26 protein-coding genes are annotated in these 25,346 nt (G+C 68.0%); 4 read left to right on the top strand and 22 right to left on the bottom strand.

From position 1 onward, the window contains the following. Window positions 1-113 precede the first annotated feature (113 nt). From AB4Y94_RS13880 to trmD, 6 genes are all read right to left on the bottom strand, one after another. Complete coding sequence (locus tag AB4Y94_RS13880) at window positions 114-437, bottom strand: DUF2469 family protein (protein WP_441728437.1); 324 nt, start codon at window positions 435-437, stop codon at window positions 114-116. Window positions 438-449: 12 nt separating this feature from the next. Then, window positions 450-1,094 carry a ribonuclease HII gene (locus tag AB4Y94_RS13875; RefSeq protein WP_441728528.1) on the bottom strand — a complete coding sequence of 215 codons (645 nt, stop codon included), beginning with the start codon at window positions 1,092-1,094 and terminating at the stop codon, window positions 450-452. Further along, window positions 1,094-1,858 (bottom strand): signal peptidase I, encoded by a 765-nt coding sequence (gene lepB / locus AB4Y94_RS13870; protein ID WP_441728436.1) that lies wholly within the window; start codon window positions 1,856-1,858, stop codon window positions 1,094-1,096. The genes AB4Y94_RS13875 and lepB overlap by 1 nt, the downstream gene beginning before the upstream one ends. Before the next feature lie 64 nt (window positions 1,859-1,922). Continuing rightward, window positions 1,923-2,270 (bottom strand): 50S ribosomal protein L19, encoded by a 348-nt coding sequence (gene rplS, locus AB4Y94_RS13865; protein ID WP_441728435.1) that lies wholly within the window; start codon window positions 2,268-2,270, stop codon window positions 1,923-1,925. 209 nt (window positions 2,271-2,479) lie between these two features. Beyond that, window positions 2,480-3,019 (bottom strand): MFS transporter, encoded by a 540-nt coding sequence (locus tag AB4Y94_RS13860; protein ID WP_441728434.1) that lies wholly within the window; start codon window positions 3,017-3,019, stop codon window positions 2,480-2,482. 68 nt (window positions 3,020-3,087) lie between these two features. Then, entirely contained in the window at window positions 3,088-3,798 is a 711-nt protein-coding gene (gene trmD, locus AB4Y94_RS13855; protein ID WP_441728433.1) for a tRNA (guanosine(37)-N1)-methyltransferase TrmD, read from the bottom strand. Between the two features lie 289 nt (window positions 3,799-4,087). On the opposite strand from trmD, the gene AB4Y94_RS13850 reads away from it, so the two are divergent. Further along, a complete protein-coding gene (locus tag AB4Y94_RS13850; RefSeq protein ID WP_441728432.1) occupies window positions 4,088-5,005 on the top strand; it encodes an endonuclease domain-containing protein in 918 nt (305 codons plus the stop codon). Window positions 5,006-5,089: 84 nt separating this feature from the next. Here AB4Y94_RS13850 and rimM read toward each other — a convergent pair whose 3' ends face one another. Genes rimM through rpsP form a run of 3 tightly spaced genes read right to left on the bottom strand, consistent with a single transcriptional unit; the run spans window position 5,090 to window position 6,391 of the window. Further along, a complete protein-coding gene (gene rimM / locus AB4Y94_RS13845; RefSeq protein WP_441728430.1) occupies window positions 5,090-5,704 on the bottom strand; it encodes a ribosome maturation factor RimM in 615 nt (204 codons plus the stop codon). 16 nt (window positions 5,705-5,720) lie between these two features. Further along, window positions 5,721-5,957 (bottom strand): RNA-binding protein, encoded by a 237-nt coding sequence (locus AB4Y94_RS13840; protein WP_441728429.1) that lies wholly within the window; start codon window positions 5,955-5,957, stop codon window positions 5,721-5,723. Between the two features lie 2 nt (window positions 5,958-5,959). Further along, on the bottom strand, window positions 5,960-6,391 hold the full coding sequence (rpsP, locus tag AB4Y94_RS13835) for a 30S ribosomal protein S16 (protein WP_441728427.1): 432 nt from the start codon (window positions 6,389-6,391) through the stop codon (window positions 5,960-5,962). A 205-nt stretch (window positions 6,392-6,596) separates the two neighbouring features. Between rpsP and AB4Y94_RS13830 the strand changes: the two genes are divergently transcribed. Then, window positions 6,597-7,736 (top strand): glutamate--cysteine ligase, encoded by a 1,140-nt coding sequence (locus AB4Y94_RS13830; RefSeq protein ID WP_441728426.1) that lies wholly within the window; start codon window positions 6,597-6,599, stop codon window positions 7,734-7,736. On the opposite strand, the gene AB4Y94_RS13825 is transcribed toward AB4Y94_RS13830, so the two are convergent. From AB4Y94_RS13825 to AB4Y94_RS13800, 6 genes are read right to left on the bottom strand one after another with little or no spacing between them, the layout of a single operon-like run. Further along, window positions 7,733-8,521 carry an LLM class F420-dependent oxidoreductase gene (locus AB4Y94_RS13825; RefSeq protein WP_441728425.1) on the bottom strand — a complete coding sequence of 263 codons (789 nt, stop codon included), beginning with the start codon at window positions 8,519-8,521 and terminating at the stop codon, window positions 7,733-7,735. The genes AB4Y94_RS13830 and AB4Y94_RS13825 overlap by 4 nt on opposite strands. A 9-nt stretch (window positions 8,522-8,530) precedes the next feature. After that, window positions 8,531-9,061: an META domain-containing protein gene (locus AB4Y94_RS13820; protein ID WP_441728423.1), complete on the bottom strand. Its 531-nt coding sequence runs from the start codon at window positions 9,059-9,061 to the stop codon at window positions 8,531-8,533. A gap of 44 nt (window positions 9,062-9,105) precedes the next feature. Continuing rightward, on the bottom strand, window positions 9,106-10,668 hold the full coding sequence (ffh, locus tag AB4Y94_RS13815) for a signal recognition particle protein (RefSeq protein WP_441728422.1): 1,563 nt from the start codon (window positions 10,666-10,668) through the stop codon (window positions 9,106-9,108). 28 nt (window positions 10,669-10,696) lie between these two features. Further along, a complete protein-coding gene (locus AB4Y94_RS13810) occupies window positions 10,697-11,200 on the bottom strand; it encodes a DUF2004 domain-containing protein (protein WP_441728421.1) in 504 nt (167 codons plus the stop codon). Window positions 11,201-11,218: 18 nt separating this feature from the next. Then, complete coding sequence (gene ftsY, locus AB4Y94_RS13805; RefSeq protein WP_441728420.1) at window positions 11,219-12,094, bottom strand: signal recognition particle-docking protein FtsY; 876 nt, start codon at window positions 12,092-12,094, stop codon at window positions 11,219-11,221. A 4-nt stretch (window positions 12,095-12,098) separates the two neighbouring features. Beyond that, the gene (locus tag AB4Y94_RS13800; RefSeq protein WP_441728419.1) at window positions 12,099-12,710 is read right to left on the bottom strand and encodes a hypothetical protein; all 612 of its coding nucleotides are present in this window, start codon (window positions 12,708-12,710) and stop codon (window positions 12,099-12,101) included. 195 nt (window positions 12,711-12,905) lie between these two features. Here AB4Y94_RS13800 and AB4Y94_RS13795 point away from each other — a divergent pair, with 195 nt between their 5' ends. Beyond that, entirely contained in the window at window positions 12,906-14,270 is a 1,365-nt protein-coding gene (locus AB4Y94_RS13795; protein ID WP_441728417.1) for an FAD-binding oxidoreductase, read from the top strand. Window positions 14,271-14,291: 21 nt separating this feature from the next. Here AB4Y94_RS13795 and smc read toward each other — a convergent pair whose 3' ends face one another. Beyond that, complete coding sequence (gene smc / locus AB4Y94_RS13790; RefSeq protein ID WP_441728416.1) at window positions 14,292-17,924, bottom strand: chromosome segregation protein SMC; 3,633 nt, start codon at window positions 17,922-17,924, stop codon at window positions 14,292-14,294. Window positions 17,925-18,012: 88 nt separating this feature from the next. Here smc and AB4Y94_RS13785 point away from each other — a divergent pair, with 88 nt between their 5' ends. Beyond that, a complete protein-coding gene (locus AB4Y94_RS13785; RefSeq protein ID WP_441728415.1) occupies window positions 18,013-19,095 on the top strand; it encodes a GNAT family N-acetyltransferase in 1,083 nt (360 codons plus the stop codon). On the opposite strand, the gene mutM is transcribed toward AB4Y94_RS13785, so the two are convergent. From mutM to AB4Y94_RS13755, 6 genes are read right to left on the bottom strand one after another with little or no spacing between them, the layout of a single operon-like run. Next, window positions 19,092-20,027, bottom strand: a complete 936-nt coding sequence (gene mutM / locus AB4Y94_RS13780; protein ID WP_441728413.1) for a bifunctional DNA-formamidopyrimidine glycosylase/DNA-(apurinic or apyrimidinic site) lyase — start codon at window positions 20,025-20,027, stop codon at window positions 19,092-19,094. The two genes, AB4Y94_RS13785 and mutM, sit on opposite strands and share 4 nt — an antisense overlap. A 45-nt stretch (window positions 20,028-20,072) precedes the next feature. Then, window positions 20,073-20,780 (bottom strand): ribonuclease III, encoded by a 708-nt coding sequence (rnc, locus tag AB4Y94_RS13775; protein WP_441728412.1) that lies wholly within the window; start codon window positions 20,778-20,780, stop codon window positions 20,073-20,075. A 15-nt stretch (window positions 20,781-20,795) separates the two neighbouring features. Then, on the bottom strand, window positions 20,796-20,999 hold the full coding sequence (gene rpmF / locus AB4Y94_RS13770) for a 50S ribosomal protein L32 (RefSeq protein ID WP_441728411.1): 204 nt from the start codon (window positions 20,997-20,999) through the stop codon (window positions 20,796-20,798). Window positions 21,000-21,001: 2 nt separating this feature from the next. Then, the gene (locus tag AB4Y94_RS13765; protein ID WP_441728410.1) at window positions 21,002-21,589 is read right to left on the bottom strand and encodes a YceD family protein; all 588 of its coding nucleotides are present in this window, start codon (window positions 21,587-21,589) and stop codon (window positions 21,002-21,004) included. After that, window positions 21,586-23,997, bottom strand: coding sequence for a transglutaminase family protein (locus AB4Y94_RS13760; protein WP_441728408.1), 2,412 nt, complete (start codon window positions 23,995-23,997; stop codon window positions 21,586-21,588). Before AB4Y94_RS13760 ends, AB4Y94_RS13765 begins: the two co-directional genes overlap by 4 nt. Beyond that, entirely contained in the window at window positions 23,984-25,345 is a 1,362-nt protein-coding gene (locus tag AB4Y94_RS13755; protein WP_441728406.1) for a DUF58 domain-containing protein, read from the bottom strand. Before AB4Y94_RS13755 ends, AB4Y94_RS13760 begins: the two co-directional genes overlap by 14 nt. Window position 25,346: the final 1 nt, after the last annotated feature.

Raw genomic sequence — 25,346 nt, 5'->3', positions numbered from 1 at the left:
ACCTCCCGCCACCAGCGTGACGAACGGCGGGCATCGTGCGGACGCAGACGGAGCGATCAGTGGATAACTCGGCAAATCCGGCCCTGTGGAGAGACCGCCCGCCGTGCCAGTCGTTACTCGTCGAGCGCGAGTTCCTTGGGCAACTCGAACTCCTTGGCGGCGAGCTCTTCGACGTTGACGTCTTTGAAGGTCAGTACCCGGACGGATTTGACGAACCGGTCGGCGCGGTACACATCCCACACCCAGACGTCCTTCATCGACAATTCGAAGTAGAAGTCATGCTCGGTGTCGCGGCGGACCAGCTCCACCTCATTGGCGAGGTAGAACCGGCGCTCGGTCTCGACGACGTACTTGAACTGCCCCACCACATCGCGATATTCGCGGTACAGGGCAAGCTCGACCTCGCGGTCGTAGTCCTCGAATTCGTCTTCTTCCATGGTGGCTCAATCCTACGCTGACAACTTGAGCCACGACTTGCGATGCAGCTCGCTCGGTCCCCGCTCCACGATGGCGATCATGTGGTCGGCGCTGCCGTAGCCCTTGTTGGCAGCCCAGCCGTAGTACGGCTCGTTCGCGTGCGCCTGGATCATCAGCCGGTCGCGGTGCACCTTCGCGATGACGGATGCGGCGGCGACCGACCCGCAGTCACGATCGGCTTTGATCCGGGTGACGACATTCACGGGCGTGGAGAGCGCCTTGTTGATGTAGTCGTCGTTGCCGTCCAGGAGCAGCACGCTTCCGTTGATATCGGCACCGGCCACGTGCAGCTGGGTCAGCGCACGCTTCGCGGCGAGCCCGAGCGAGGCGATGATGCCCAGGGTGTCGACCTCCTGCGGGGAGGCCAGGCCGACGGTCGAATACACTGCCCAGTCGACCGCGAGTGGCGCAAGCACCTCCCGGCGTGGCTCGCTCAGGAGCTTGGAATCCCGGAGGCCCGCCGGGAACACCCTGGCCTCTGCGGTCATGACGACGAGTCCCACGGCGACCGGGCCGGCCAGCGCACCCCGCCCGACCTCGTCGCATCCGATCACGCAGCTGGCTCCCCCGGCGAGCATCTCCCGCTCCACCTCGAGGGTGGGATCGGTCACTGCCATCATTTCGCTGCGCCTGATCTTCCCGCGCCGGCGTCAACTCCCTTGAACACCGCCGGGTAGTCGTCGAGCCAGGTCCACCGATTGATCGGCCAGCTGATCACGAGGGCGCGGCCGACGACGTTGTCGATCGGCACGTAGCCCTTGCCCGGGGTGTCCCCGTTGTAACGGGAGTCCTTGGAGTTGTAGCGGTTATCGCCCATCACCCACAGTGAGTCCTTGGGCACGACGACGTCGAAATCATCCTTGGAGACCTCGGTTGTGCCCGGCGGCAGCATCACGTATGGCTCGTCAAGGGGAACACCGTTGACGCTCATCTGGCCGAGGGCATTGCAGCAGATGACGTGGTCGCCCGGCAACCCGATCACCCGTTTGATGAGGTGGTCGTTGCTGTCCGGCGCGGACAGTCCGACAACCGAGAGCGCCCAGTCCAGTCCGGCCACGATGGGGTTCTGCTGGATCTCTGGCTGCGGCAGGAGCCATCCGCCTGGATCCCGGAACACCACGACGTCGCCGCGTTCGATCGGCATCAGCGCGGGTTCGAGCTGGTTGACGATGATGCGGTCGTTGATCAGCAGGGTGTCTTCCATCGACCCGGAGGGGATGTAGAACGAGCGGATCAGGAACGTCTTGATCAGGAACGAGATCAGCAACGCGACCACGAAGATGATCAAGAGGTCGCGAATGAATAGTAGGACGCCGCGCTTCTTGCGCTTCGTTTCTGTTTCCAGGCGATCCGATCGCGTGGGCAGAGTGTTTTCTGTCATTTAACCGCCTGAGCTCCTCACCCAGTTTACGGGGTGAGGAGCTCGGCTAAAACGACAGCGGGACTTAGTTGTCGCGCTTTTCCTTGATCTTGGCCTTCTTGCCACGGAGGTTGCGCAGGTAGTACAGCTTCGCGCGGCGGACGTCACCGCGGGTGACGATTTCGATGTGGTCGATCACCGGGGAGTGCACCGGGAAGGTACGCTCGACGCCGACCTGGAAGCTGACCTTGCGTACGCAGAAGGTCTCGCGAACGCCCTCGCCCGAACGGCCGATGACGACGCCCTGGAAGACCTGGACACGAGAGCGGGTGCCCTCGACGATGTTGACGTGAACCTTGACGGTGTCACCGGCGCGGAAGGCCGGGATGTCCGACTTCAGCGATGGGGCGTCCACCTGGTCGAGAATATGCATGTTGATTCGCTCTCTGTACCCGCCACAGGTCGACTACGGATGTAAGTGTGAATGAAATGGCCGCATAAACGCTGACTCCCCTGTGGCAGAGGCTTGCCGCGGCACAAACGCCTATTCTGCCACGAAACGCCCTTAACCAGCAAAAGCGCCCCACCTCCGACCGGATCATGCGCCAGGATCCTGCGGATCCTGCGCGACGATCCAGGCGGTCAGTGCTCGGCGGGCCGTTCGGTGATGACGATGACCTCGTGCGGGTCCGGCTTCGTCCCGAACCCGGCGGACCGAGCACCGGGGCCGGCCGCTGCGGGCCCGGTGCCGCCGGGAGCCCTGAGGTAGTCCGGTTTCGCTGCGATCTCGATCTCGTCGATGACGGCGCGCACACGTCGCTTCGCGGCGTCGTACAGCTCCCAGACGGCGAACCAGAAGGCGCCGATGCCGACCAGGATCACCAGGATCGACAGCCACGGCGACGCCGCGGCGTAGAACCCGACGCTGATGATCAGGGCGTGCCAGACCGTGAGCACCGCGGCATCCACCCACGAGACCGCGCGGATCGCCCGCACCTCCCTGCGGGCGTAGAACAGGAGGCTGACCACGAGGAGGGCGATGCCCAGTACCACGGCGCCGAAGAAGACGCCGAGCACTTTCCAGCCGCCCGCTCCGAAGATCGGCCAGCCGACCACCAGCCACAGGGGCAGCACAATGACGGCGATGAATTGCCAGTAGAAGAATGCCTTGCGGATCAACACGGCTTCAGACTAGCGGCGGAAGGTGCGGGAATCCTCCGAGTTCGCCCGAGGCTGAAGGGTGACGGAGGCTAGCCGGGAAGCAGGTCGGGACGCACGCGGGCGGTGCGCTCGAGTGCCTGCTGCCGGCGCCAGGCGGCGATGGCGCCGTGGTTGCCGCTCAGCAGCACCGGCGGCACTTCGAGGTCCCGCCAGGCCGACGGCTTGGTGTAGCTCGGGTACTCGAGCAGGCCGTCTTCGTGAGATTCTTCGACCAGGCTCTCCGGGTTGCCCACCACACCGGGGATGAGTCGTCCCACAGCCTCGATCATGGCCATGACCGCCACCTCTCCCCCGTTGAGCACGTAGTCACCGAGGCTGATCAGCCGCACCCGGGTGCGGGCGGCGTAGTGGTCGACGACGCGCTGGTCGATGCCTTCGTAGCGGCCGCAGCCGAACACCAGGTGCCGCTCGGCGGCGAGGTCGCGGGCGATCGCCTGCGTGAACTGCTCACCGGCCGGGGAGGGGAAGATGAGAACCGGACCCCGCGCATCCGCTTCGCCCTCGCCGACCAGGTCAGGCATCACCGCGTCGAGTGCCTCGCCCCATGGCTCCGGCTTCATCACCATGCCGGCGCCGCCTCCGTACGGGGTGTCGTCGACGGTGCGGTGGCGGTCATGGGTGTAGTCGCGCAGGTTGTGCACCCCCAATTCGATCAACCCCGACTGGCGGGCCTTGCCGAGGAGCGAGAGGTCGAGCACATCGAAGAACTCCGGGAAAATCGTCACGATGTCGATGCGCATGTCTCGAATTCTAGGAGAGTGCGAGCTCCTCGACGACGCGCACTACTTGCGATACTCAGTTGTGCACGGCAGCACCGGCGCAGTTCAGCCCCGATTCCCGCTCGCACACGGCGGATGGCGCCGCGGGGTTGATACAGCCGCGCACCGAAGCCAGCCATGTGGCTGTGAATTCGCCAGGGACGGATGGATCGCCCCGCAGCTGCATTCGCTGCTCCCGCTTCGGCCAGGAGTTGTGCACAGATTGAGAGCCCGGGCGTTGGGGCGGGTTGAGGGCGGCCACTCTTGATGCATGATCACTGCCCTGAACGCACTGGGCGCCCTGGACGGGGTGGCGCACACCACCAGGCTGAGGAGCGCAGGCGTGAGCCGAGCGTCGTTGGAAGAGGCGGTGCGCACCGGAGCCGTGGAACGCATCCGGCCGGGCTGGTTCTGCCGACCCGGGGACTCCAGTGACACCGTGCGTGCCCTTCGAGTGGGCGGGCGCCTCGGCTGTGTCTCACTTCTGCGAGTGCACGGGGTGTGGTTGATGCCGGACCCCCGACTACACGTGGCCGTCGCTGTCGCCCGCTCCAGGCTGCACACGCCGACGCGTCGCGGTGTTGCGCTCGCATCCTGGCCCGCCGGCCCGTCGGTCGTGACCCATTGGCGGCGGAAGCTGCTCGACCCGCATGAGCCGACCGACCTGGTCGATGATGCCGCAGCCTGTGCGGCGACCTGCCTGCCGCGGGATCACGCGATCGTCGCGTTCGATTCCATCCTGAACTCCAAGCTGCTCTCGGCGAACCGGCTTCGCGCCGCGCTCGCTGGGTTGCCGGATTCGCACGCATGGATGATGGATCTGGTCGACGCCGGATGCGGTTCGGGACTCGAGACGCTGGTGCGGCTGAATCTTCGCAGGCACAACGTGAGAGTGAGGAGCCAGGCGCACATACCGGGGATCGGCTGGATAGACCTCCTGGTGGGCGACCGGCTCGTGGTCGAGCTCGACAGCCGACGCCACCACGCCAATCCGAATGCATACGAGCGCGACCGCGCCAGGGATCTCGCTCTCGTCGAGCGGGGCTACATCGTCGTTCGCGTCACCTACCGGCGGGTGATGGAAGACTGGCCAGCGGTTGAACGGGCGCTGCTGGCGGTCGTCAGACGGCAGGAACACCGCTGGCAGTCCGTCCACCGCTCGGCCGGCATCGCGATCGAGGCCGAATAACTCGCATCACAACCAGCTGTGGCCCACCGCAACCGTGAATACGGTGCGGTAGGCCACAGGGCTGGTTTCAATACCGGGCTGGTTCTAGCCTTCGGTGTCTCCAGCGGATGCCGCGGCATCCGTTTCGGGCTCGGCATCCGCTTCGGGCTCGGCCGGGATCTCCTCGAAGAGCCCGATCGGCGGCGTCACCGTGACGATGCGCGCCTTCACGTCGACGCTCGGCACGATCGCTTTCACGAACGGGACCATGACGTCCCCGCTGGGCGTCTTGACGATCAGGAGGTCCTGCGCCGGAAGGTGTTCGAGGCGAGCAATGGTGCCCACCTCGGCCCCGTCGCGCACGACCTTCAGACCCACCAGCTGGTGGTCGAACCAGGCGTCTTCCTCATCCGACTGCTCTGCCGCATCCTGGTCGATCCAGAGGATCGCCTTGGCGAGGGTTTCAGCTGCCGAACGGTCCGCCACGCCCTTGAAGAAGCCGACCGGCTGCTGGTTGTACCAGCGCAGTTCGACGAGTTCCAGGGTCTTGCCGTGCCAGGGTGAGCTGGTCGGCACCTGGAGCGTGAACACGGCGCCCGGGACGAAACGTCGCCCCGGGTCGTCCGTGAACAGTTCGAGCTTGATGGCGCCCTTGAGGCCGTGGGCCTTGGTCAGGCGACCCACGCGAAGCTGGGTTCCGGGTGGTGTGCTGTCGTTCACCGAGCTCACTACGAACTCAGAAATCGGTGTCGACGACGTCGACCCGAACGCGCTTGCCGTCGGCCAGGGCCGCGACCAGGGTACGCAACGCCTTGGCGGTACGGCCAGCGCGACCGATGACCCGGCCGAGGTCCTCGGGGTTCACACGAACCTCGAGAACATCGCCACGGGGTGAGTTCTTTGCTGCAACATGCACATCTTCAGGGTGATCGACGATCCCCTTGACGAGGTGCTCGAGTGCGGGAGCGAGCAAGATCAGGCCTGGTCCTCTGCGGGAGCCTCAGCAGCGGCATCCTCGGCCGGGGCAGCAGGTGCCTCTTCCTTGGCGGCGGGCTTCTCAGCCTTCGGCTTCAGAACCGGCTTCTTCTTCTCGTCGGCGACGAAAGCAACCTTGGCTTCCTTCACCTTGACGGTGCTGACGGCGTTCTTGTCTCCCTTGAACTTGCCCCAGTCGCCGGTCAGCTTGAGGAGTGCCGCAACCTGCTCGGTCGGCTGTGCGCCGACACCCAGCCAGTAGAGGGCACGCTCGGAGTCGACCTTGATGACCGAAGGCTCTTCGGTCGGGTGGTACTGGCCGATTTCTTCGATGACACGGCCATCGCGCTTGGTGCGCGCGTCGGCGACAACGATGCGGTAATACGGCGCGCGGATCTTGCCCATGCGCTTCAGACGGATTTTGACAGCCACAATTCTCCTGTGATTCTTAGATGTTTTGGCGAACTGACTGCCGTGAGCGTGGGGGCACACTCGGCAGGAGGTCTAATGGGGTTCATGTTCGTCTGATTAGAGGGTCGGACAGAACGGAACTCGACTAACCATTCTGTCAGACTTGGCACGCATTTGATAATCGCACTGTGCCCCACCGCACCAGCACGAGACCCGAGGACCGCACATGGACATCGACTTCGCCCCGTCCCGGCGCTCCACCGTCGGCATCGAATGGGAAATCGCCCTAGTCGACCGCACGACCGGCGACCTCGTCTCGGTCGCCGAGCGCGTGCTCGACAGCCTCCGCACGGCTGACGGATCCGCCCACCCGCAGGTCACCGGAGAGTTGCTGCTCAATACCGTCGAGCTGGTCTCGGGGGTGCACGACACCATCGCCGGTGCGGTGGCGGATGTCGCCGGCCAGCTTGCCGAAGTGCGCGCGATCACGGAGCCGCTCGGCGTCGACCCGGTCTGCAGCGGCTCGCATCCGTTCGGGCAGTGGTACGACCAGGAAGTCACCGACAAACCGCGCTACCACAAGCTGATCGACCGCACCCAGTGGTGGGGCCGCAACATGATGATCTGGGGCATCCACGTGCACGTGGGCATCGAAGACCGGGACAAGGTGATGCCGATCCTGAATGGGCTGCTCAGCTACCTGCCGCACCTGCAGGCGCTGTCCGCGTCGAGCCCGTTCTGGGCCGGCGTCGACACCGGGTACGCATCGAACCGCGCGTTGATGTTCCAGCAGCTGCCGACCGCCGGCGTCCCCTGGGACCTGCCCGACTGGGCCGCGTGGGAAGCCTACGTCGCAGACATGACCCGCACCGGCATCATCGACGACGTCACCGAGGTGCGCTGGGACATCCGCCCGGCACCACGCTGGGGCACGATCGAGGTGCGGGTGTGCGACGGTGTGGCTACCGTGCAGGAGCTCGGCGCCATCGCCGCCTTCATCCAATGCCTGGTCGAATGGATGTCCACCAGGATCGACGACGGCGAGGCCGTACCGACCATGCAGCAGTGGTTCGTTCGGGAGAACAAGTGGCGCGCCGCCCGCTACGGCCTCGACGCCGAAATCATCCTCGACTCTGCGGCCAACGAACGCCTGGTGACGGATGACGTGCGCCGGTTGATCGGGATCCTCATGCCCTTCGCGGAGCGGCTCGGCTGCTCGGTGGAACTCGGGCAACTGCACCTGATCCTCGACCACGGGGCCAGCTACCAACGCCAGCGGAAAGTCGCCGAAGCGCACTGGGGTGACCTGCCCGCCGTGGTGTCCTCGCTCCGGCGTGAGCTGAAGCACGGCCTCGTGACCGGCTAGGTGTTGCGCGAGTCTCGCCAGGCCAGCCAGTCACGCACCGGGGCCAGGTCATAGTCCGGTCCGCTGATCCCGACGGTGAACAGTCGCGTACCGAGGTCGTACAGCTCGTCGCCCTGCTCCGGTGTGCGCCGCCGTACTTCGGTGGAAATCTCGATCTCATCACGGTCGCGGCCGACCCTGTCGCACCAGCTTCCGAGCACCCCGAGTTTGTGCTCGAGCACCTGGGGGTTCGAGAAGGAAGGCCAGATGTCGGCGTGCTGGGCGACGATGCGGAGTGTCTTCTGCTCTCCCCCGCCGCCGATCAGGACCGGGATGTCGCGCACCGGCGCGGGGTGGAGCTTCGACCAACGGGATTCGATCCGGTCCATGCTTGCCGCGAGGGCGTCCAGCCGGCTGCCGGCGGTGCCGAATTCGTAGCCGTACTCGTCGAAGTCCCGCTGGAACCAGCCGGAGCCGGTGCCGAAGATGAAGCGGCCATTGCTGATGTGGTCGATCGTGCGCGCCATGTCGGCCTGCAGGTCGGCGTTGCGGTAGCTGTTGCAGTTGACCAGGGCGCCGATCTGAATGGTCGAGGTCTGCTCCGCCCATGCCGCGAGCATGGTCCACGACTCGAAGTGGAGGCCGTCCGGGTCGCCATTGAGCGGAAAGAAGTGGTCCCAGTTGAAAGCGATGTCGGCGCCGAGCGCTTCGACTTCTGCGACGGTGTCCCTGATCTTCGAGTAGCTCGCGTGCTGCGGTGCGAGCTGCACACCGATGCGCACCGGGCGGGCTGTGGACGCTGTCATGCGGTCAGCCTAACTGGCCGGAGGGGCGATGGGCGTGAGATCCTCGCGTCCGGCGACGAGCATCGTCGTCGGGCCGGCTGCGTCGACCAGGGTCACCGTCTCGCTCCCGTCCAGGGTGGCCACGGAGGCCGACCGGGCGTTGGCGAACAGGGTCGGCAGGGGCTTGCCGTCGCAGGCGATGAGTGTGCTCGGGCCGGCCTCGACGGTGAGTGCGCCGTCGCCGCCCACCGCCCAGGTTCCGCGCACACCATTGCAGCCGTCAGAACCGGCCCAGCTGCCGTCCTCACGGATGGTGAGGAACGGCTGGTTCGGAGCGTCGAAGATGGCGTCGACGACCCAGGTTCCCACCAGCTGCTGGGCGGTCGCCGGGGTGACCGGCTCGTCCGCCGGCGCCGGCCCCGCCCCGTCGGGGGCGGTGTGCGATCCCGCACCCGGCGACGCTCCCCCGCCGGAGCCGCCGGAATCCGGAGCGTTCGCGCAGGCGCCCAACAGCCCGGTGGCGAGAACGCAGATCGCGACGAGAAGGCCCGTTCGGCGCATCACCACCTCCGGATTGCTGGCTCGAGTGGGTTGTTGGTTCGAGCCTAACGCCCGAGCATCTTCTGCAGGGCGGCCAGTTCCTCTTCGGTCGGCGCACCGCCCTTGGCGGCCTTCGCGCCCAGTCCGAAGCCGGTCCCGCCGGCCGACGCCGGGAGGGTGCCGGACGCCAGCGCCGCGTTCTCCGCGGCACGCTTGGCCGGGTTGCCGGACTTCGAGCCCTTCTTCTTCGGCTGCTGCTTTCCGCGCCCGCCGCCGAAACCGGCGCCTTGGATCGGGCCCATGCCGGGGATGTTCGGCATGCCGCCCTTGGCGACGGTCTTCATCATCTTCGCGGCCTGCTCGAAGCGCTGCACCAGCTGGTTGACCTCGGTCACCGTTGAGCCCGAGCCGCGCGCGATCCGCAACCGGCGGGATCCGTTCAAGAGTTTCGGCGTGGTGCGCTCAGCCTTCGTCATCGACTGGATGATGGCTTCGGTGCGCACGATCTCGCGCTCGTCGAAGTTGTCCAGCTGCGCCTTCATGGCGCCGGCCCCGGGCAGCATGCCCATCATCTTCTTGATCGAACCCATGTTGCGCAGCTGTTGCATCTGCCCGAGGAAGTCGTCGAGGGTGAAGCTGTCCGTCGCGAACTTCTCGGCGACCTTGCGCGCCTCCTCCTCGTCGAAGGCGCCCTGGGCCTGCTCGATCAGGGTGAGGATGTCACCGAGGTCGAGGATGCGGCTGGCCATACGGTCGGGGTGGAACGGTTCGAAGTCGTCCAGTCCCTCACCGGTGGAGGCGAACATGATCGGCCGGCCGGTCATCGACGCCACCGAGAGTGCGGCGCCGCCGCGGGCGTCGCCGTCGAGCTTGGAGAGCACGACGCCGGTGAAGTCGACCCCGTCCTGGAACGCCTTGGCCGTGGCGACGGCGTCCTGCCCGATCATCGCGTCGATGACGAAGAGCACTTCGTCGGGATCGATGGCGCGGCGGATGTCCGCAGCCTGCTTCATCAACTCGGCGTCGACACCGAGGCGGCCGGCCGTGTCCACGATGACGACGTCGTGCAGCTTCTGCTCGGCGAACTTCACACCGTCCCTGGCGACCGCGACGGGGTTGCCGACACCGTTGCCGGGTTCCGGTGCGTACACCGGGACGCCGGCCTGCGCGCCAACGACCTGGAGCTGGGTGACGGCGTTCGGCCGCTGGAGGTCCGCGGCGACCAGGATCGGGGTGTGGCCGTCCTTGGCCAGCCATTTCGCCAGCTTCCCCGCGAGAGTCGTCTTACCCGCACCTTGGAGGCCGGCGAGCATGATGATCGTCGGCGGCTTCTTGGCGAACTCCAGCCGGCGCTGCTGGCCGCCGAGGATCTGCACCAGTTCCTCGTTGACGATCTGCACGACCTGCTGGGCCGGGTTCAGCGCCTGGTTGACCTCGTCGCCGAGGGCCCGCTCGCGGATCTTGCCGGTGAAGTCCTTGACGACCTCGAGGGCGACGTCGGCGTCGAGCAGGGCGCGACGGATCTCGCGGACGGTGCCGTCGACATCCGCTGCGGAGAGTTTGCCCTTGGTGCGGAGATTCTTGAACGTCTCGGCCAGGCGATCTGAGAGGTTTCCAAAAGTAGCCATTGTGGCTCCAGTTTAACCGGTGCCAGGGTCAGCTCTCCACCGAGATGGCGACGGTGTCGCCGTTGACATCCATGACGACGACGAGGAGGGCGTCGGTGTCATCCGGGCTGATCGAGTAGTCCAGCACCGCGAAGTGCTCGTCGCCCTTGGTGTGGTGCGGGTGGAAACCGACCCGCTGCAGCCGGAGGGAGCGGAGGAAGTCGATCTGTCGGTCGCCCGAATCCCAGATCAGTGCGTTCGCCAAGGCTTCGTCGTCCAGCTCGCCGAGCACTTGGGTGATGTACTGCAGCGTCTGCGAGCCATCGGCGCTCAGGTCCGCCACCAGGGATTCCTTGGCCTGGGAATCGAGGTCCTCGATGGAGTGGATCATGGCGGCCGCGATGTCCAGCGCCTCGACCGAGACGGATGCCTCATCGGGCGAGTTCAGGTCGATGTCGACGCTCTCGTTTCCCAGTTCCACTGCCTCCGACCAGTACACCTCGCCCTCGTCGTCACTGCCGAGGATGCCGAAAAAGTCATGTTCGATGGTCATACGGGGTCCTATCCAGGTCTATCCGACGAGTTTCTGGGCGAAGACGTGCGGGGTGAAGCCGGTGAGGTCGTTGATCCCCTCACCCTGCCCGACCAGCTTGATCGGGATCCCGGTCTTCTCCTGCACGGCCAGCACGAAGCCGCCCTTGGCGGAGCCGTCCAGTTTGGTCAGCACCAGGCCGGTGACGCCGGCGTGTTCGATGAACGCCTCGGCCTGGGCGAGTCCGTTCTGTCCGGTGGTCGCGTCGAGCACCAGCAGCACCTCGGCGATCGGCGCCTGCTTCTCGATCACCCGGCGGATCTTGGTGAGCTCGTCCATCAGCCCGCCCTTGGTCTGCAGTCGGCCGGCCGTGTCGATGAGCACGATTTCGATGCCCTCGTTCTTCGCCTTCTCGACCGTCTGGAAGGCAACCGATGCCGGGTCCTGGCCCTGCGCCTGCGGCCGCACGATCTGGGCACCGGCGCGTTCCGCCCAGGTGGCCAGCTGCTCGACCGCCGCGGCGCGGAAGGTGTCTGCCGCGCCGATGACGACGCTGCGCTCGTACGTCCGGAGGAACTTGGCGAACTTGCCGATCGTGGTGGTCTTGCCCACCCCGTTGACGCCGACGACCAACACCACGGCGGGGCGCTCGCTGAGGGTGAGTGTGGGGTCGAGCTTCGACAGGCGTTCCTCGATGCCCTCGCGGAGCATCCGCTGCAGGTCGGCGGGATCTGTGGTCTTGTACCGGTCGACCTTCGCACGCAGGTCGGAGACGACGGCGTCGGTGACGTCGGGCCCGAAGTCGGCCTGGATGAGCGCATCTTCGAGGTCTTCCCAGGTTTGCTCGTCGATCGTCTTCTTCGCGAACATCCCGCGCAGGGCGCCGGAGAGTGACCAGGGGGTGCGTTCTGCCATGCCTCTAGCCTAGAGTGCTGCCGCTGCCGCCCTTCGGTGTGAGGCTCCGCAGCCAGCCGAGGATCTCGTCCTGGTGCACCGGCGCATAGTCGTGCACGTCGACCCCCACGTTGTATTGGCGGCCCTGCACCGCGAAGTCGGTGTGCACATGCCCGTGCAGTATCGGCAGCCCGGCGTCCAGGGGCCGTTCAGCGGTATACCGGTCGCCGCTGTCCAGCGAATCGCCGCGATACGGGAAGTGGCAGACCATCACCCGGAACCCGTCGATGTCGTGCTCGAACCGTTCCGGCATCACCTCCCACCCCGCCGCCTCGTAGACCGGCGTGAAGCGGATGCGCTGGTCGCCGCCCTCGAAGAAGCTGGCCACCCGGTCGTGGTTGCCGGGGACCAGCCGGCGATGCCCGTTGAGGGCACCGGTCATCAGCACCTGGCGCTCGACGTCGTGGCCGAGGGCGAGGTCGCCGAGGTGCCAGACGTCGTCGTCCGGGGCGACCCTGGCATTCCACCGTGAGATGAGCTCGGCGTTCATCTCGTCGACGTCTGTGAAAGGACGGGACGCGTACCTGATGATGTTGCGGTGCGAGAAGTGGGTGTCGCTGGTCCACCAGGTCGCCATTTCGCCCTCCATCCGTCTGCGGGGATGCACTGTGCCGAACCTACAGCTGGTTGGCGGCCGGCGGGGCCGCGCAGGAGTGTCCCGCCGGTTGAAAATTGGGGCTGGCCGCACCCGGTTCCCGGTCGCTACCCTCGGTGCTGTCCGTGTGTATCCGGCGTGCAGCCGGTGTCCCCTCACTCCCGAACGGAACCCGCCATGCCCCAGATCAACCTGTCGTCACTCGAATCCCTCGCCGCGGAGATCGCCGGCACCGTCGTCCTTCCGAGGGACGACGACTGGGACGCCGCCCGCCGCCCGTGGAACACAACCGTTGACCAGCGGCCGGCGGCTGTCGTCACGCCCGGTGGTGTCGAGGACATCCCGATCATCCTCGCGGCGGCGCGGGACGCCGGCCTTGGTGTCGCGGTGCAGCCGCGCGGTCACGGTGCTTCCGGTGACCTGTCTGACAGCATCCTGATTCGTCCGTACGCGTTCGACGAAATCACGGTGCACCCGGAGGAGCAGTACGCCCGGGTCGGTTCCGGCGTGCTCTGGGGTGCCTTGCTGCCGCACCTGGAGGGCACCGGCCTGGTTCCGTTGTCCGGCACCAACCCCGATGTGAGCGTCGTCGGATACCTCTTGTCGGGAGGGCACTCCTGGTTCAGCCGTTGGCAGGGATTGGCCGGGCATTCCATCCGCGCGGTGGAACTCGTCGACGCGCAGGGCGAGCCGAGGCGGGTCACTCCGGATTCCGACCCCGAACTCTTGTGGGCCCTTCGTGGTGCCGGGGGGCTGTTCGGGATCGTCACGAGCGTCGAGATCGACCTGTTCCCGGCATCCGCTTTGTTCGGCGGCAAGATCCTCTTCGCCGGGGCGGCGGCCGAAGCGGTGTTCGAGAACGTCGCCGCGCTCATGCGCACGGCGCCCCCTGAGCTCAGCATCTTCTTCGGACTGGTCAACTTCCCGGATCGCCCGTTCGTTCCGGAACCGATGCGCGGGCAGACGTTCGCCACGGCTGACGTGGTGTTCGTCGGCGAAGCGGATGCCGCGAAGCCCCTGCTGGCTCCGCTCCTGGCCGCGGCGCCCGTCGTCCTGGACCAGACCCGGGTCTTCACGATTTCGCAGATCGGCGACGTGGCCGCAGAACCGGCGGAGCCGAGCCAGGCGCTTGACTTCGGCGCGACGATCACCACCCTCGACGACGGCGGACTGCTGGACCTCGTCGGCGCATTCCGGGACGCGACGCCTGACGGACTCACGGTCATGCAGCTCCGGGCGCTGGGCGGCGCGGTGGCCGACGCGTCCCGGGACGCCACCGGCGTCATCGGCCACCTCGACGCGCACTACCTGGTGTTCGCTGCAGCCCTCGAGATGTCGCCGGGCACCCTGGACCGGGCGCTGTTCGCGCCGCTGCAGAAGGTGCTGGACGGGCGGACCGTGCCGCTCACCGTTCCCACGTTCCTGCGCTCGGGACAGACCCTGGCCGACGCCTACCCGAACCAGACGGTGCGGCGGCTCGCCGCGGTCAAAGCCCGCGTCGACCCCGACAACCTGATCCGGAGCAACCGCCCGCTGCGGTGAGCGTCTGGACCGGCGAAGCCCTCAGGACGCCGCCGCTTCCTCCTCACGCACGATGCGCTGGCCCACCACCGCGGAGACACCGTCCTGGCGCATCGACACCCCGTAGAGCGCATCGGCGATCTCCATGGTGCGTTTCTGGTGCGTGATCACGATCAGCTGGCTGGATTCCCGGAGGTCTTCGAAGATCGTCAGCAGCCGGCCGAGGTTGGCATCGTCGAGTGCCGCCTCCACCTCGTCCATGATGTAGAACGGGCTGGGGCGGGCCTTGAAAATGGCGATCAGGAGGGCAACGGCGGCCAGCGACCGCTCCCCGCCGGAGAGCAGCGACAACCGTTCGATCTTCTTGCCCGCCGGCTTGACGGACACCTCGATGCCCGTGACGAGCAGGTCGTCGGGGTTGGTCAGCCGGATACTGCCGGTACCGCCAGGGAAGAGGACAGGGAACACCTCGGCGAATGCGGCCCTGGTGTCATCGAAGGCGCTGGCGAAGATGGTCTGCATCTTGCCGTCGATCTCATCGATGATGGTGAGGAGGTCCGTGCGGGTGTTGGTGAGATCGGTGAGCTGCTCGGTGAGGAATTTGTGCCGCTGCTCGAGGGCTGCGAACTCCTCGAGTGCCAGCGGATTCACGCGTCCCAGCTGGCCGAGCTTCCGCTCGGCGACGGCCAGGCGGCGCTGCTGCCGTTCCCGGTCGAACGGCTCCCCGGCCGGCTCGCCGGAGCCGGCGTCAACCCCGTCGCCCTCGCCCACCGGGACCGCGGCATCCGCTGTCCCCGGACCGGGATCGGTGCCATCCGGCGGCACGAGCTGCCCTGGTCCGTATTCGGCCACCAGGACGTCCTCGACCAGGCCGAGCTCGCTGCCGGCCCGCTCGAGCAGGCTCGAGAGGTGGAGTTTCTTCTCGTAGATCTGCAGTTCGAGGCCGTGCACGTTCTCGGTGATCGCCTGCAGGCGTTCCCGCAGCGCGTTCTCGTCCCGGCGCAGGGCGACGAGCTCCTCGTTCTGGCTGGCCCGCTCGGATTCGGCACGCGCCAGGCGCAGTTTGGCTTCGCTGACCGAAGCGTCAACCGACGCGAGCACGGCGGGGAGGGCGCGGGCGACATCCGTTGCGATGGCGATCTGGCGTCGACGGATGACGGCGCGCCGTGCCGCCTCCTCGGCTGCGGCGCGATCGGCCTCGAGCCGCCTGGCCATGGCCGCCCCCCTGGCTTCCTCTGCCCTGACCCGTTCCCGGATGGTCTCGACCTTCAGCCGGGCCTCGACTTCACGCTCCCTGGCTGCCTCGAGCTCACCATAGAGGGCGTCGCGGGAGCTCACATCGAGGATCGGGCGGGGACGGGACTGCGCGGTCTCGAGCTCGGCGGTGCTGCGTCCGGCCGCGCTTTCCGCCTCGGCCACTGCGCTGGCGGCCAGGGCCAGCCCCGCGGAGAGCCGGTCGAGCTCCGCCGCGGCTGCTTCGCCCTGCACCCGTGCCCGGCTCAGCTTCTCTGCGCGGGCGGCCAGGCGTGAGTCGTAGTCGCGGAGGGCGCCGAGTGCTGCAGCGGACTGTTGCTTGTACGCCTGCAGCAGGCCGCGCTGTTCGGCCAGGTCGAACCGTACCCGCTCGATCCCTGCGGTGACGAGTTCGAGCTTGTCGCGGGCGATGTCACGTTCGGCGACGAGTTCAAGCTTGCTCTGCCTGGCGCCGGAGCCGCCCCGAAGCACGTAGTCGGTGATCACTTCGCCGGCGCGGGTGATGATGGTGAGCGGGGAGGCCGGCTGGCGTGCCGCCAGCGCCTCGGTGGCTGCGCGCGCGGCGGCGAGATCGTCGGCGACCAGGGTGTGGGCGAGGATACCGGCGACGCCGGCCGGTGCATCCACCACCGAACGGGCCCACACGACTCCGGCGACGCCGTCGAGCTCGGGGTGTGCGGCCTGGTTCGGGCGGTCGGCGGTGCCGGCGGGGTCCGCCCCACCGGCCGCGATGATGACCTCGACCCGGCCGAGGTCATCATCCCTGGCGTGCTCGATCGCCCCGAACGCCGCGTCGCGGGTCTCGGCGAGCACCGCATCGGCGAGCGAGCCCAGCGCGGCGGCGATGGCCGTCTCGAAGCCCGGGTGCACGCGCACGTGCTCGGCGACGAGGCCGCGCACGCCGTCGAGCCTGGCCGCGACCAGGGCTGAGGAGCCGTCTTTCTGGTCCAGTGCCAGCGAAAGCGCGCCGGTACGCGCGGCCAGGGCGTCGCGTTCGCGTTCCAGCGCGTGCAGCTCTTCGCGGAACCGCTCGATCTCGCCCTCGGCTTCGAAGACGGATGCCTGCGCGAGCTCATAGGCCTCGCCCCGGTCGCCCTCACCCTCGTCTGTCACGTCGGCCTCGGCTTCGAGGGCGGCCTCGACCTGCTGCGCCGAGGTGAGCCGGTCCCGCGCCGCGTCGATGGCGTTCTGCTGGCGGAGCACCTCGCCGCGCACCGCGGCGAGGCGGGATGCGGCCGTTTCGGACTGCCCCCTGAGTTTCGAGATTTCGAGGTCGTGGCGGGAGACCAGAGCCGCCTGGGCGGCGATCTCCTCGTCCACCGAATCCAACTGGCTGCGCGCGTCCACCGTCGCCGCCTGGGCTGCGGTCCAGGCCTGTTCGGCGGCCGTGATCGACGTGCGCAGGCGCGTGACCTCGGCCGCGGCATCCGTCAGCATCTGCGGGGTGACGCTCGGCGTCTGCTCCGTGGCCTCAGCCTGGGAGCCCAGCAGGGCCAGCCGCTGGTTGGCGAGGGTGTAGAGGCCGCGGAGTCGCTCCTGCACCGATTCAAGGCCGAAACTGGTGCGCCGTGCGGTGTCGACGGCGTCGCCGATCTGGGCCTGTTCGAGGCGCTGCACCCTCAGCTGCTTCTGTTCGACCTGCTCCTGGATGACGATGCGCTCCGAGTGGCGTTCGCTCTCGGTGCGGCCATGCGCGTCGAGGGCGGTGCGCAGGGTGACGACCTCGTCGGCGAGCAGTCGAGCGCGGGCGTCCCGCACGATCGCCGCAATTGTCTGCGCCTCACGGGCGATCTCGGCCTGGCGGCCGAGCGGTTTCAGCTGGCGGCGGATCTCGCCGGCGAGGTCGCTCAACCGGGTGAGGTTGGCCTGCATGGCGTCGAGCTTGCGGAGGGTCTTCTCTTTGCGCCTGCGGTGCTTGAGGATCCCGGCGGCTTCCTCGATGAACCCGCGGCGTTCCTCCGGGCTGGCGTGCAGCACGGCGTCGAGCTGGCCCTGGCCGACGATCACGTGCATCTCCCGGCCGAGGCCGGAGTCGCTGAGGAGTTCCTGCACGTCGAGCAAGCGGCAGGTCTGCCCGTTGATCGCGTATTCGCTGGCGCCGTTCCGGAACAGGGTGCGCGAGATCGTCACCTCGGAGTACTCGATCGGCAGGGCCCCGTCGGCGTTGTCGATGGTGAGGACCACCTCCGCCCGGCCGAGGGGCCCCCGGGTGGACGTGCCGGCGAAGATGACGTCTTCCATCTTGCCGCCGCGGAGGGTTCTGGCGCCCTGCTCCCCCATCACCCAGGCGAGTGCGTCGACGACGTTGGACTTGCCGGACCCGTTCGGCCCGACGACGCACGTCACCCCGGGTTCGAATGCGAAGGTCGTCGGCTGCGCGAATGACTTGAACCCTTTGAGGGTCAGGCTCTTCAGGTACAACGCGCCCCGCCCTTCCTGGTCTGCCGGTGGGAACTACGGTACCCGACCCGGTGGCGCCGGGCGTGTCGGCACGCTACCGTGACCAGCAATGGAACAGGCGCGTTTCACCATCGACGAACTCAGCATTCCGGACCGGCCCGGGGCGGAGGGCTGGGACGACTTCGTCGCCATGACCCGGGTGCGGAACGAAATCGAGACGGCCGGCTACGGGAACGCCGAGTTGAGCTACTCGGCGGAGGAGTTGCTGCCGATCTGGCGGAACCAGGCTTTCGACCCCAAGCGCCTGTTCGTGGCGAGGGTGGGCGGACGCATCATCGCCCGCGGCGCCATGGAAACCGTGGCCGACCCGACGAACGAGTACGCGTGGCTGGAAGTGCAGGTCTTGCCGGAGTGGCGGAGGCGCGGAGTCGGCACTGCCATGTTCGACCGGCTGGAGGACCTCGCCGTCCGCGACGGCCGCACCACGCACGTGGTGTACACGGTGTCACCGGATGCACCGGGTGAACGCCTTCCCGCCCTGACGGGTTTCGGCTCGGTGCCGGTGGGGAACGCGGAGGTGCGGTTCCTGCTGCGGCGCGGTTACCGCCTGGAGCAGGTCGAACGCGGCAGCAGGCTGCCGCTTCCGGTTGCCGACGGGGTGCTGGAGCACTATCTGGCCGACGCCGCCGCCCACGCCGGCGCCGATTACGACGTGCGCACCTGGATGGGCGCCGCGCCGCCGAACTGGCGGGACGACCTCGCCCTGCTGTACACGCGGATGTCAACGGATGCGCCGAGCGCGGGCCTGGAGGAACCAGAAGACGTGTGGACCGTCGAGCGGCTGCTGGAGCTGGAGGCCGAGCGGGAGGCGAGCCCGCGCACGACACTGACCGCCGTGGCCCTGCACCTGCCGAGTGGACGGCTGGCGGGGTACACCGAACTGTCGGCGCCGCCCGAGATCCGGCGCGCGGTGGCCCAGGAGGACACCCTGGTGCTCCGCGAGCACCGCGGGCACCGGCTGGGGATGCTGCTGAAAGCAGCGAACCTGCTCCAACTGGCCAGGCTCCGTCCCGGCCACCCGGCGGTCACGACTTTCAACGCCGAAGAGAACCGCCACATGCTGATCGTCAACGAAGCGCTGGGTTTCGTGCCGATGGGATACGAGGGCGCCTGGAAACGGGTGGCCCGCTAGGCCCCGCGGGCGGCGCGGAGGCGCTGGCAGCGCGGGCAGAAGTGCGAGCCGCGGTTCATGAACTGTTCCCGCACCATCGTGGTTCCGCAGCGGGGACACGGTTTCCCGTGCTGGCCGTAGGCGCGGAGGCTGTGCGCGAAGTATCCCGACTCCCCGTTGACGTTGACGTATTGCGCGTCGAAGCTGGTGCCGCCCTCGGCCAGCGCCTGGTGCAGGATCTCCCGCGCGGCGGCGAGCAGGGTTCGCGCCCGCGCCCGTGACAGCGACGACGCCGGCTGGTCGTAGTGCATCCTGGCGACGAACAGCGCCTCATCGGCGTAGATGTTGCCGATGCCGCTGACCAGCGACTGGTCGAGCAGTGCCCGCTTGATCCCGCTCTTCCGGCGGGCCAGGGCGGTGAGGAAGGCGGTGTCGCTGAATGCGGGGTCGAGGGGGTCGCGCGCGATGTGCGCGACCTGCGAGGGGATCAGGCTCTCCCAGGGGCCCACCGCGCCGCCGGAGTAGCCGGCCGGGCGGGCATCCGCTGTGGGGACCATGGTGTCGATGGCCATGCCGCCGAAAATGCGCTGGTCGACGAAGTTCAGCCACAGTTCGCCATGGCCGGGGTGGTCCAGGTGCAGCCTGATCCGCAACAGGCGGTCGCCGCCGGGAGCATTGGCGGCCAGTCCCGGGCTGCCGAGCAGCACCTGCCCGCTCATGCCGAGGTGCACGACCAGGGCGCGGCCGCTCTCCAGCGGCATCCAGAGGAACTTGCCGCGGCGCACCGCGGCAAGGATGCGCTGGCCCTCGAGCAGGTCGCCGAACGTTCCGGCGGCGGCGTCGTGGCGGCGCAGGGAACGCTGTTCGGCGACGTCGACACCACAGACGCGCGCGCCGCTGACGGCCGGGGAGATGCCGGCCCTGACCACCTCGACTTCGGGAAGCTCAGGCATGCGGCTATCGGGGCGAACGGATGCCGGTGGTCCCGGCGACGCCGGTCATGCCCGGGGCTTCGTGACCGGACCGAGCCGCGACCAGGCTTCGAGCGCGGCAGCCATTTCGGCGTGCTTCTTGCTAGTGCCTTCGCCGTGCGTGGTGACCAGCGAGCCGACGGTCACCGTGGCGATGAAGATCTTGGCGTGGTCGGGTCCGCTCTCGGTGACCGTGTACACGGGCACGCCGGCTCCACGGCGGGCCGCGAGTTCCTGAAGACTGGTCTTCGGGTCCATCGCGGCGCCGAAGCGCTCGGGGTCCGCGAGCAGCGGCTCGAGCATGCGCAGCACGAATGCCGTCGCTGCCTCGCCGCCGGCGTCCAGGTACACGGCACCGATCAGGGCCTCGACGGTGTCGGCCAGGATCGAGGCTTTCTCCCGTCCGCCGGTGAGCGTCTCGCCGCGGCCGAGCTTCACATACCTGCCGAGTCCGATGCCGCGAGCGACCTCGGCCAGGGCAGCACTCGACACCAGGCTGGCCCGCCGCTTGGCGAGGTCTCCCTCGTCAAGCTGCGGGTATTCCCGGTAGAGCATGACCGTGACGGCCTGCCCGAGGATCGAGTCGCCGAGGAATTCGAGGCGTTCGTTGGTGGGTATTCCGCCGTTTTCGTACGCGAAAGACCGGTGAGTCAGGGCCAACTCAAGCAGGCCCCGGTCGATCTGAACGCCGAGAGTCGCCTGCAGGGCAGACTGGTCGGCCTCCACGTCGGTCACGGCTGTTCGCACAGGTTAAACGTCGGCGACCTTGCGGCCCTTGTACTCCATGAACAACGCGGTGCCCGCGGAGTCTTCAACCACCTTGGCGCGGTGCGGCAGGCTGTACGTGATCTTGCCGTTCTCGACGGTCTTGACCAGGGTTGGCGCTTCGGCCTTCCACTGCGAACGGCGTGCGTGCGTGTTGGAGCGTGACTGCTTCCGCTTCGGAACTGCCATGGTTACTTCTCTTCTCTGTCTGTTTCAGCGCGGCTGACTGCACCCGTGCTGATTTCATCCGTGCTGATGTCTTCGGAAGCCTGGAATCCCGCAAGCGCGGCCCACCGGGGATCGCGCGTTTCTTCTGGTTCACTCTCAGGGGCCGCGGCAAGCCGCAGTCCGGTCTCGGGGTCGAGACCTGGGCAGTCCGGCCGGCAAACCGGCTGGAACGGCAGTGACAACACCACCGCATCCCTGATCAGAGGTTCCAGATCCACATGGTCATCGTGAACCTCAAATTCGAAAGCTTCGTCTAGAGAATACGCGAAAAGCTCCTGAAACTCGACTTGGACCGGCAAGTCGATGTCAATCAGGCATCTTCCGCACACTCCGAGGGCGCGCGCGGACACGTCAACACTGGCCAGGATGCCCTCGTGCATCGACTCGAGTCGCAGTTCGGTCTCCATGGTGGAACCGGCCTTGACCGCCACCAGGCCCTCTCCGAGGTCATCGGGCACCGTGATATCGAGGCTTCGCTCCAGCATCGCGCCGGGGCGGTTGATGAGGTCACGCACGTCAATCGTGTACGGCGTCTTGTTGAACTTGGTCACTTGCTCAATTCTACCCGTTCGTGGCTGTCCGTACGTTCGGCCCGCCCGGCACGCCCTGCCAGCACCGCCGGCCACAGTGACGCCGGCAGCACGGTGGCCCGCCAGCGGGCCTTCCGTTCGGCCGCGGCGTGCAGGGCTCCGATGACGACGGCGAGGTCGGCGGCGAGACCCGCACCGGCATCCGTCGTGGTCGGCTGGCCCGGCCGGGCGAAGCTGCTCCGTTCCTCTGCGACCAGGAGCCGATCCACCTGCGCCCGCACGCCGTGCGCGTCTCCGGTTGCATCGTCTCGCGCGGGTCCGGTGCCGGGCTCCGTTCTGCTGACGAACCCGGTCAATCGGGCGGCGAGTTCGCGCGGCGTCTCGGTGTCGCGCACCGGGATGCCGTGGTCTATTGCCGTGTCGGTGAGTTCGGCCCACGCGGCCGCGGCTCCGTCGGCGCCCGAGCGGATGCGGACCAGGCGCCGGGTGCGCCGGATGCGCCGCGTGACCCCCGGAGCGAGGAGGATGGCGAGGAGAATCGCGACGGCGAGGCCGGCGTGGAGCAGCGCATCGAGCTGTTGGCTCTGCACGGTCTGGCCGGATGTGCCGCCTTGGCCGGTTGAGGCACCGTCCTCGTTCGCGCGCGGGGCGGACGTGGGAAGGGATCCCCCGGGGGTCGTTGGGGCAGCAGACGCGGCTTCCGGGGTGGCGTAGTCCGGCACGCTGCCGCGGCCGGGGGTGGGCTCGAACGGTACCCAGCCGATTCCGGTGAAGTACAGTTCGGGCCAGGAGTGCAGGTCGTGTGAGCTGACGTTGTACCGCCCGAAGCCTTCCGTGACGTTCGAGGATGCGCTGCCGGGCAGGTAGCCGAGGACGATCCGTGACGGGATGCCGATACTGCGCGCCATGATCGCCATTGCCGACGCGAAATGCACGCAATAGCCGCGCTTGACCTCGAGGAAGGTGCCGATGACGTCGGCGCCGCCGCCGTCATAGCCGTCTTCGACGGGCGCCTCGGTGTCGTAGCTGAAGTCGTCGCCACGCAGGTAGTCCTGGATCGCCACCGCGGCGTCGTAGTTCGATGCCGACGAACTCGTCACCTCCCGCGCCGTCTGATCGATGATCTCCGGTCTCGGAACCGGCAGGTCGAGGTATGACACGACGCTCGCCGGGTAGGTGGTGCTCGATGCGCGCAGCTGTTCCGCTGTCGGTGCCAGTTGCAGCGCGGTGACGGTGTACTTCTGGTCGCGCGTGGTGGTGTCACGGCTGCCGATGGCGCGGGTGCGGCTATCCCAGTACCAGGCGCCGCTGAGCCCGGTGACCTTGGTCGCGGGCGTCGGCGCCGGCAGCCAGTTGGTCTGGACCCCGTCGATGACCACACTGGTGCGGGACTCGGTGGTCCGCACGTCTGCCGACAAGCCCGGCGGGTCGGCGATCTTGTCCACGGTGTTTTCCGGGTCTGCCCGGTCGATGCTGGCCGTCCAGGTGGTGCCGACGAACTGGTCGAGCGTGAGGAGCTTGAAATAGGGCAGGACGGTCGCCGTTGTCGTGTAGTGCAGGGCAGGCCCGGCTTTGGGCCGGCGGAGATCCTGACCGAGGTCGATCATGGGGCTTACTCCGGAGCCGAACAGGAGCCGGCTGGACCCGGAACCGGCGAGGCTGCCCGTGGTCAAGGCCGGCGTGGTCGTGCTGAGCACCAGTGCGCTCACGATGCCGACGCTTCCGACGATCACGGAGCCCCAGAGCGGACCGGGGCCCCGCCGGCGCACCGGCGCGAACACCCGGGGCGCGTCCCTGCCCTGGTCGGGATTGTCGGCTTCCTGGGTGCGCCGGGTACGAACGTCCACTCGCAACAGCAGCAGGAAGGCGGCGCCGGCCAGGACGAGTGAGATCGCCTCGGCTCCGCCGTCCACGACCACACCCGGCACCAGCACGGGTATCAGCATCGGCAGGCCGGCCAGCGCCGGCCAGCGGAGCGTGATCGCGAGGATGTCCATCAGGATCGCAATGAGGCCGCCGCCGCAGACCAGGAGGAAGACGATCCCCTCCGTTGGTACGGCAGGAGTGCTCTGTTGTTCGATCGACCTTATGCCCGATGTGATCAGCGCGTGGAAGTGCTCGAACGTGTCGGTCGAGGGCAGGATCCACAGGAGGCCGGTCGCGTTGCCGAAGAGCAGCGTGATCACGCCGAGCAGCACGCCGACCGCGGCGACAGGAACCACGGAGACGGGAACGCCCCACCGGCGGAGCACTGCGGTCGAACACAGCACGACGGCGGCGACGAAGGTCATCGCGAACCACCACCCGGAGCCACGCAGCAACGGGCCGAGCGCACTGAACCCGACGACGAGCAACAGGAGCGAGGCGAGGGTGAGCGGCCAGTGCGCGGCTCGTGCGGGCTGCGGGCCGCGACGGCTAAGCAGGGTCATGGACGGCCCCTCGCTCCCGCTGCACCTGGTTCCAGGCGTCGGGGATGTCCCGGGGTGTGCGGACCGCGATGCAGTGCCACCCGGCGTCCTGCAGGATCTCCACCGGGCGGTGCGCCATCGTGTCCAGGGCGAAGACGACGGCCGGCTGGTAGTGCCCGCGGAGGGCCGCCAGGTCCGTGGCGTCCTCTTCGTCGAGGTCGACCAGCACGGCGAACGCCGGTACCTGGCCGTTCAGCCCCCTGGCCGCGCCACGCGGCAGCATCGCCCGGGCCGCATCCAGGTCGGCACGCTCCACCGGCACCAGGTTGGCCAGCCCTTCGAGCAACAGCCGGTCGCCGCCCGGCGCGCGGAACGTGCTGTTCGCGTCCCCGTGCAGTCCGCCGCGCGTTTGCGCGGCACCGGGGGCCAGCTGGCTGGCGCCGAGCTCGATCACCTGCAGGCGGAAGTTCTCGTCGAGCAGGTGCACGCCGACGGATGCCGCCACCTCGACGGCGAGCTCGAAGGCCTGGTCGTGATGGTTGGTCCGATCGCCCGCCCGGCCGGCCCCGGACGTCGGCGCCCCGGTGAGGGTGGTGTCGATGATCAGCAAGGCCTCTGGATTGCTGCGCTGCTCCTCCTGGCGAACCATGATCTCGCCGTGTCGCGCGGTGGCCGGCCAGTTCACTCGGCGGAGCGAGTCTCCCGGCCGGTATTCGCGCGCGATCAGCTCATCCGAGTTCGGGTTGACGTGGCGCAGCAATTCGTGGACCGAGCCGTCACCCCGGATCAGGGCTTCACCGCTGCCGGGCAGCGGGGTGACCCGCGGCGTCACGACCAGGTCGTGCGCGATTCCGGCCACCCGCTCGGACAAGGCGAGGCCGAACGGGTCGAACCGGCCGAGCATCAACGGCCCTACGTCATACACGCCGCGTTGCCGGGGGGTGATCGTGTATTCCAGGATCGCGGTGTCCGCACCGCCCTCCGGGCCGCCTTCATAGCGGTCCAGGGCCGGGAGTTGCATGCTCGCGGGGACCCGGATGCCGGCGGAGCCGGTGTCCCGCCACCTCGTCCCGTACACCGGGCGAAGCGAACGATTCCGAACGTGGAGCGACACGACGGTATCGCCGCCGGCCGGCACGATCGGCGGGCGGAAGGTGCGCGAGATGTCGAGCTTCGCCGGCCGCACCGTGACATAGACCAGCGCGACCACCGGGACGGCCAGCAGCAGGCAGGCGACGAAGAGCAGGTCGCGCCGGTCGATGACGAGCGCATTCAGGAACAAGGCGCCGCCGGTGGCCAGGAAGATCCCTCCGCGCAGGGTGAGGCGTGGAAACCAGACCGGGCGGCTGCGCCGCCTGCGCGCGGGCATG

It is taken from the genome of Glaciibacter sp. 2TAF33, from assembly GCF_052114945.1.
Classification (GTDB): Bacteria; Actinomycetota; Actinomycetes; order Actinomycetales; family Microbacteriaceae; genus Cryobacterium.
The sequence above is the reverse complement of the archived record's forward strand: the minus strand, read 5'-3'. Positions and strand labels throughout refer to the sequence as shown.

Excerpts from the sequence above, each read along its gene's own strand:
- AB4Y94_RS13850 (WP_441728432.1), top strand. The coding sequence starts at position 4,088 with ATGATCACTGCCCTGAACGCACTGGGCGCCCTGGACGGGGTGGCGCAC.
- ffh (WP_441728422.1), bottom strand. The coding sequence starts at position 10,668 with ATGGCTACTTTTGGAAACCTCTCAGATCGCCTGGCCGAGACGTTCAAG.
- AB4Y94_RS13875 (WP_441728528.1), bottom strand. The coding sequence starts at position 1,094 with ATGGCAGTGACCGATCCCACCCTCGAGGTGGAGCGGGAGATGCTCGCC.
- AB4Y94_RS13755 (WP_441728406.1), bottom strand. The coding sequence starts at position 25,345 with ATGCCCGCGCGCAGGCGGCGCAGCCGCCCGGTCTGGTTTCCACGCCTC.
- AB4Y94_RS13825 (WP_441728425.1), bottom strand. The coding sequence starts at position 8,521 with ATGACAGCGTCCACAGCCCGCCCGGTGCGCATCGGTGTGCAGCTCGCA.
- AB4Y94_RS13880 (WP_441728437.1), bottom strand. The coding sequence starts at position 437 with ATGGAAGAAGACGAATTCGAGGACTACGACCGCGAGGTCGAGCTTGCC.
- AB4Y94_RS13810 (WP_441728421.1), bottom strand. The coding sequence starts at position 11,200 with ATGACCATCGAACATGACTTTTTCGGCATCCTCGGCAGTGACGACGAG.
- rpmF (WP_441728411.1), bottom strand. The coding sequence starts at position 20,999 with ATGGCAGTTCCGAAGCGGAAGCAGTCACGCTCCAACACGCACGCACGC.
- mutM (WP_441728413.1), bottom strand. The coding sequence starts at position 20,027 with ATGCCTGAGCTTCCCGAAGTCGAGGTGGTCAGGGCCGGCATCTCCCCG.
- AB4Y94_RS13800 (WP_441728419.1), bottom strand. The coding sequence starts at position 12,710 with ATGGCGACCTGGTGGACCAGCGACACCCACTTCTCGCACCGCAACATC.
- trmD (WP_441728433.1), bottom strand. The coding sequence starts at position 3,798 with ATGCGCATCGACATCGTGACGATTTTCCCGGAGTTCTTCGATGTGCTC.
- AB4Y94_RS13830 (WP_441728426.1), top strand. The coding sequence starts at position 6,597 with ATGGACATCGACTTCGCCCCGTCCCGGCGCTCCACCGTCGGCATCGAA.
- AB4Y94_RS13820 (WP_441728423.1), bottom strand. The coding sequence starts at position 9,061 with ATGCGCCGAACGGGCCTTCTCGTCGCGATCTGCGTTCTCGCCACCGGG.
- AB4Y94_RS13760 (WP_441728408.1), bottom strand. The coding sequence starts at position 23,997 with ATGACCCTGCTTAGCCGTCGCGGCCCGCAGCCCGCACGAGCCGCGCAC.
- ftsY (WP_441728420.1), bottom strand. The coding sequence starts at position 12,094 with ATGGCAGAACGCACCCCCTGGTCACTCTCCGGCGCCCTGCGCGGGATG.
- AB4Y94_RS13785 (WP_441728415.1), top strand. The coding sequence starts at position 18,013 with ATGGAACAGGCGCGTTTCACCATCGACGAACTCAGCATTCCGGACCGG.
- AB4Y94_RS13795 (WP_441728417.1), top strand. The coding sequence starts at position 12,906 with ATGCCCCAGATCAACCTGTCGTCACTCGAATCCCTCGCCGCGGAGATC.
- lepB (WP_441728436.1), bottom strand. The coding sequence starts at position 1,858 with ATGACAGAAAACACTCTGCCCACGCGATCGGATCGCCTGGAAACAGAA.
- rplS (WP_441728435.1), bottom strand. The coding sequence starts at position 2,270 with ATGCATATTCTCGACCAGGTGGACGCCCCATCGCTGAAGTCGGACATC.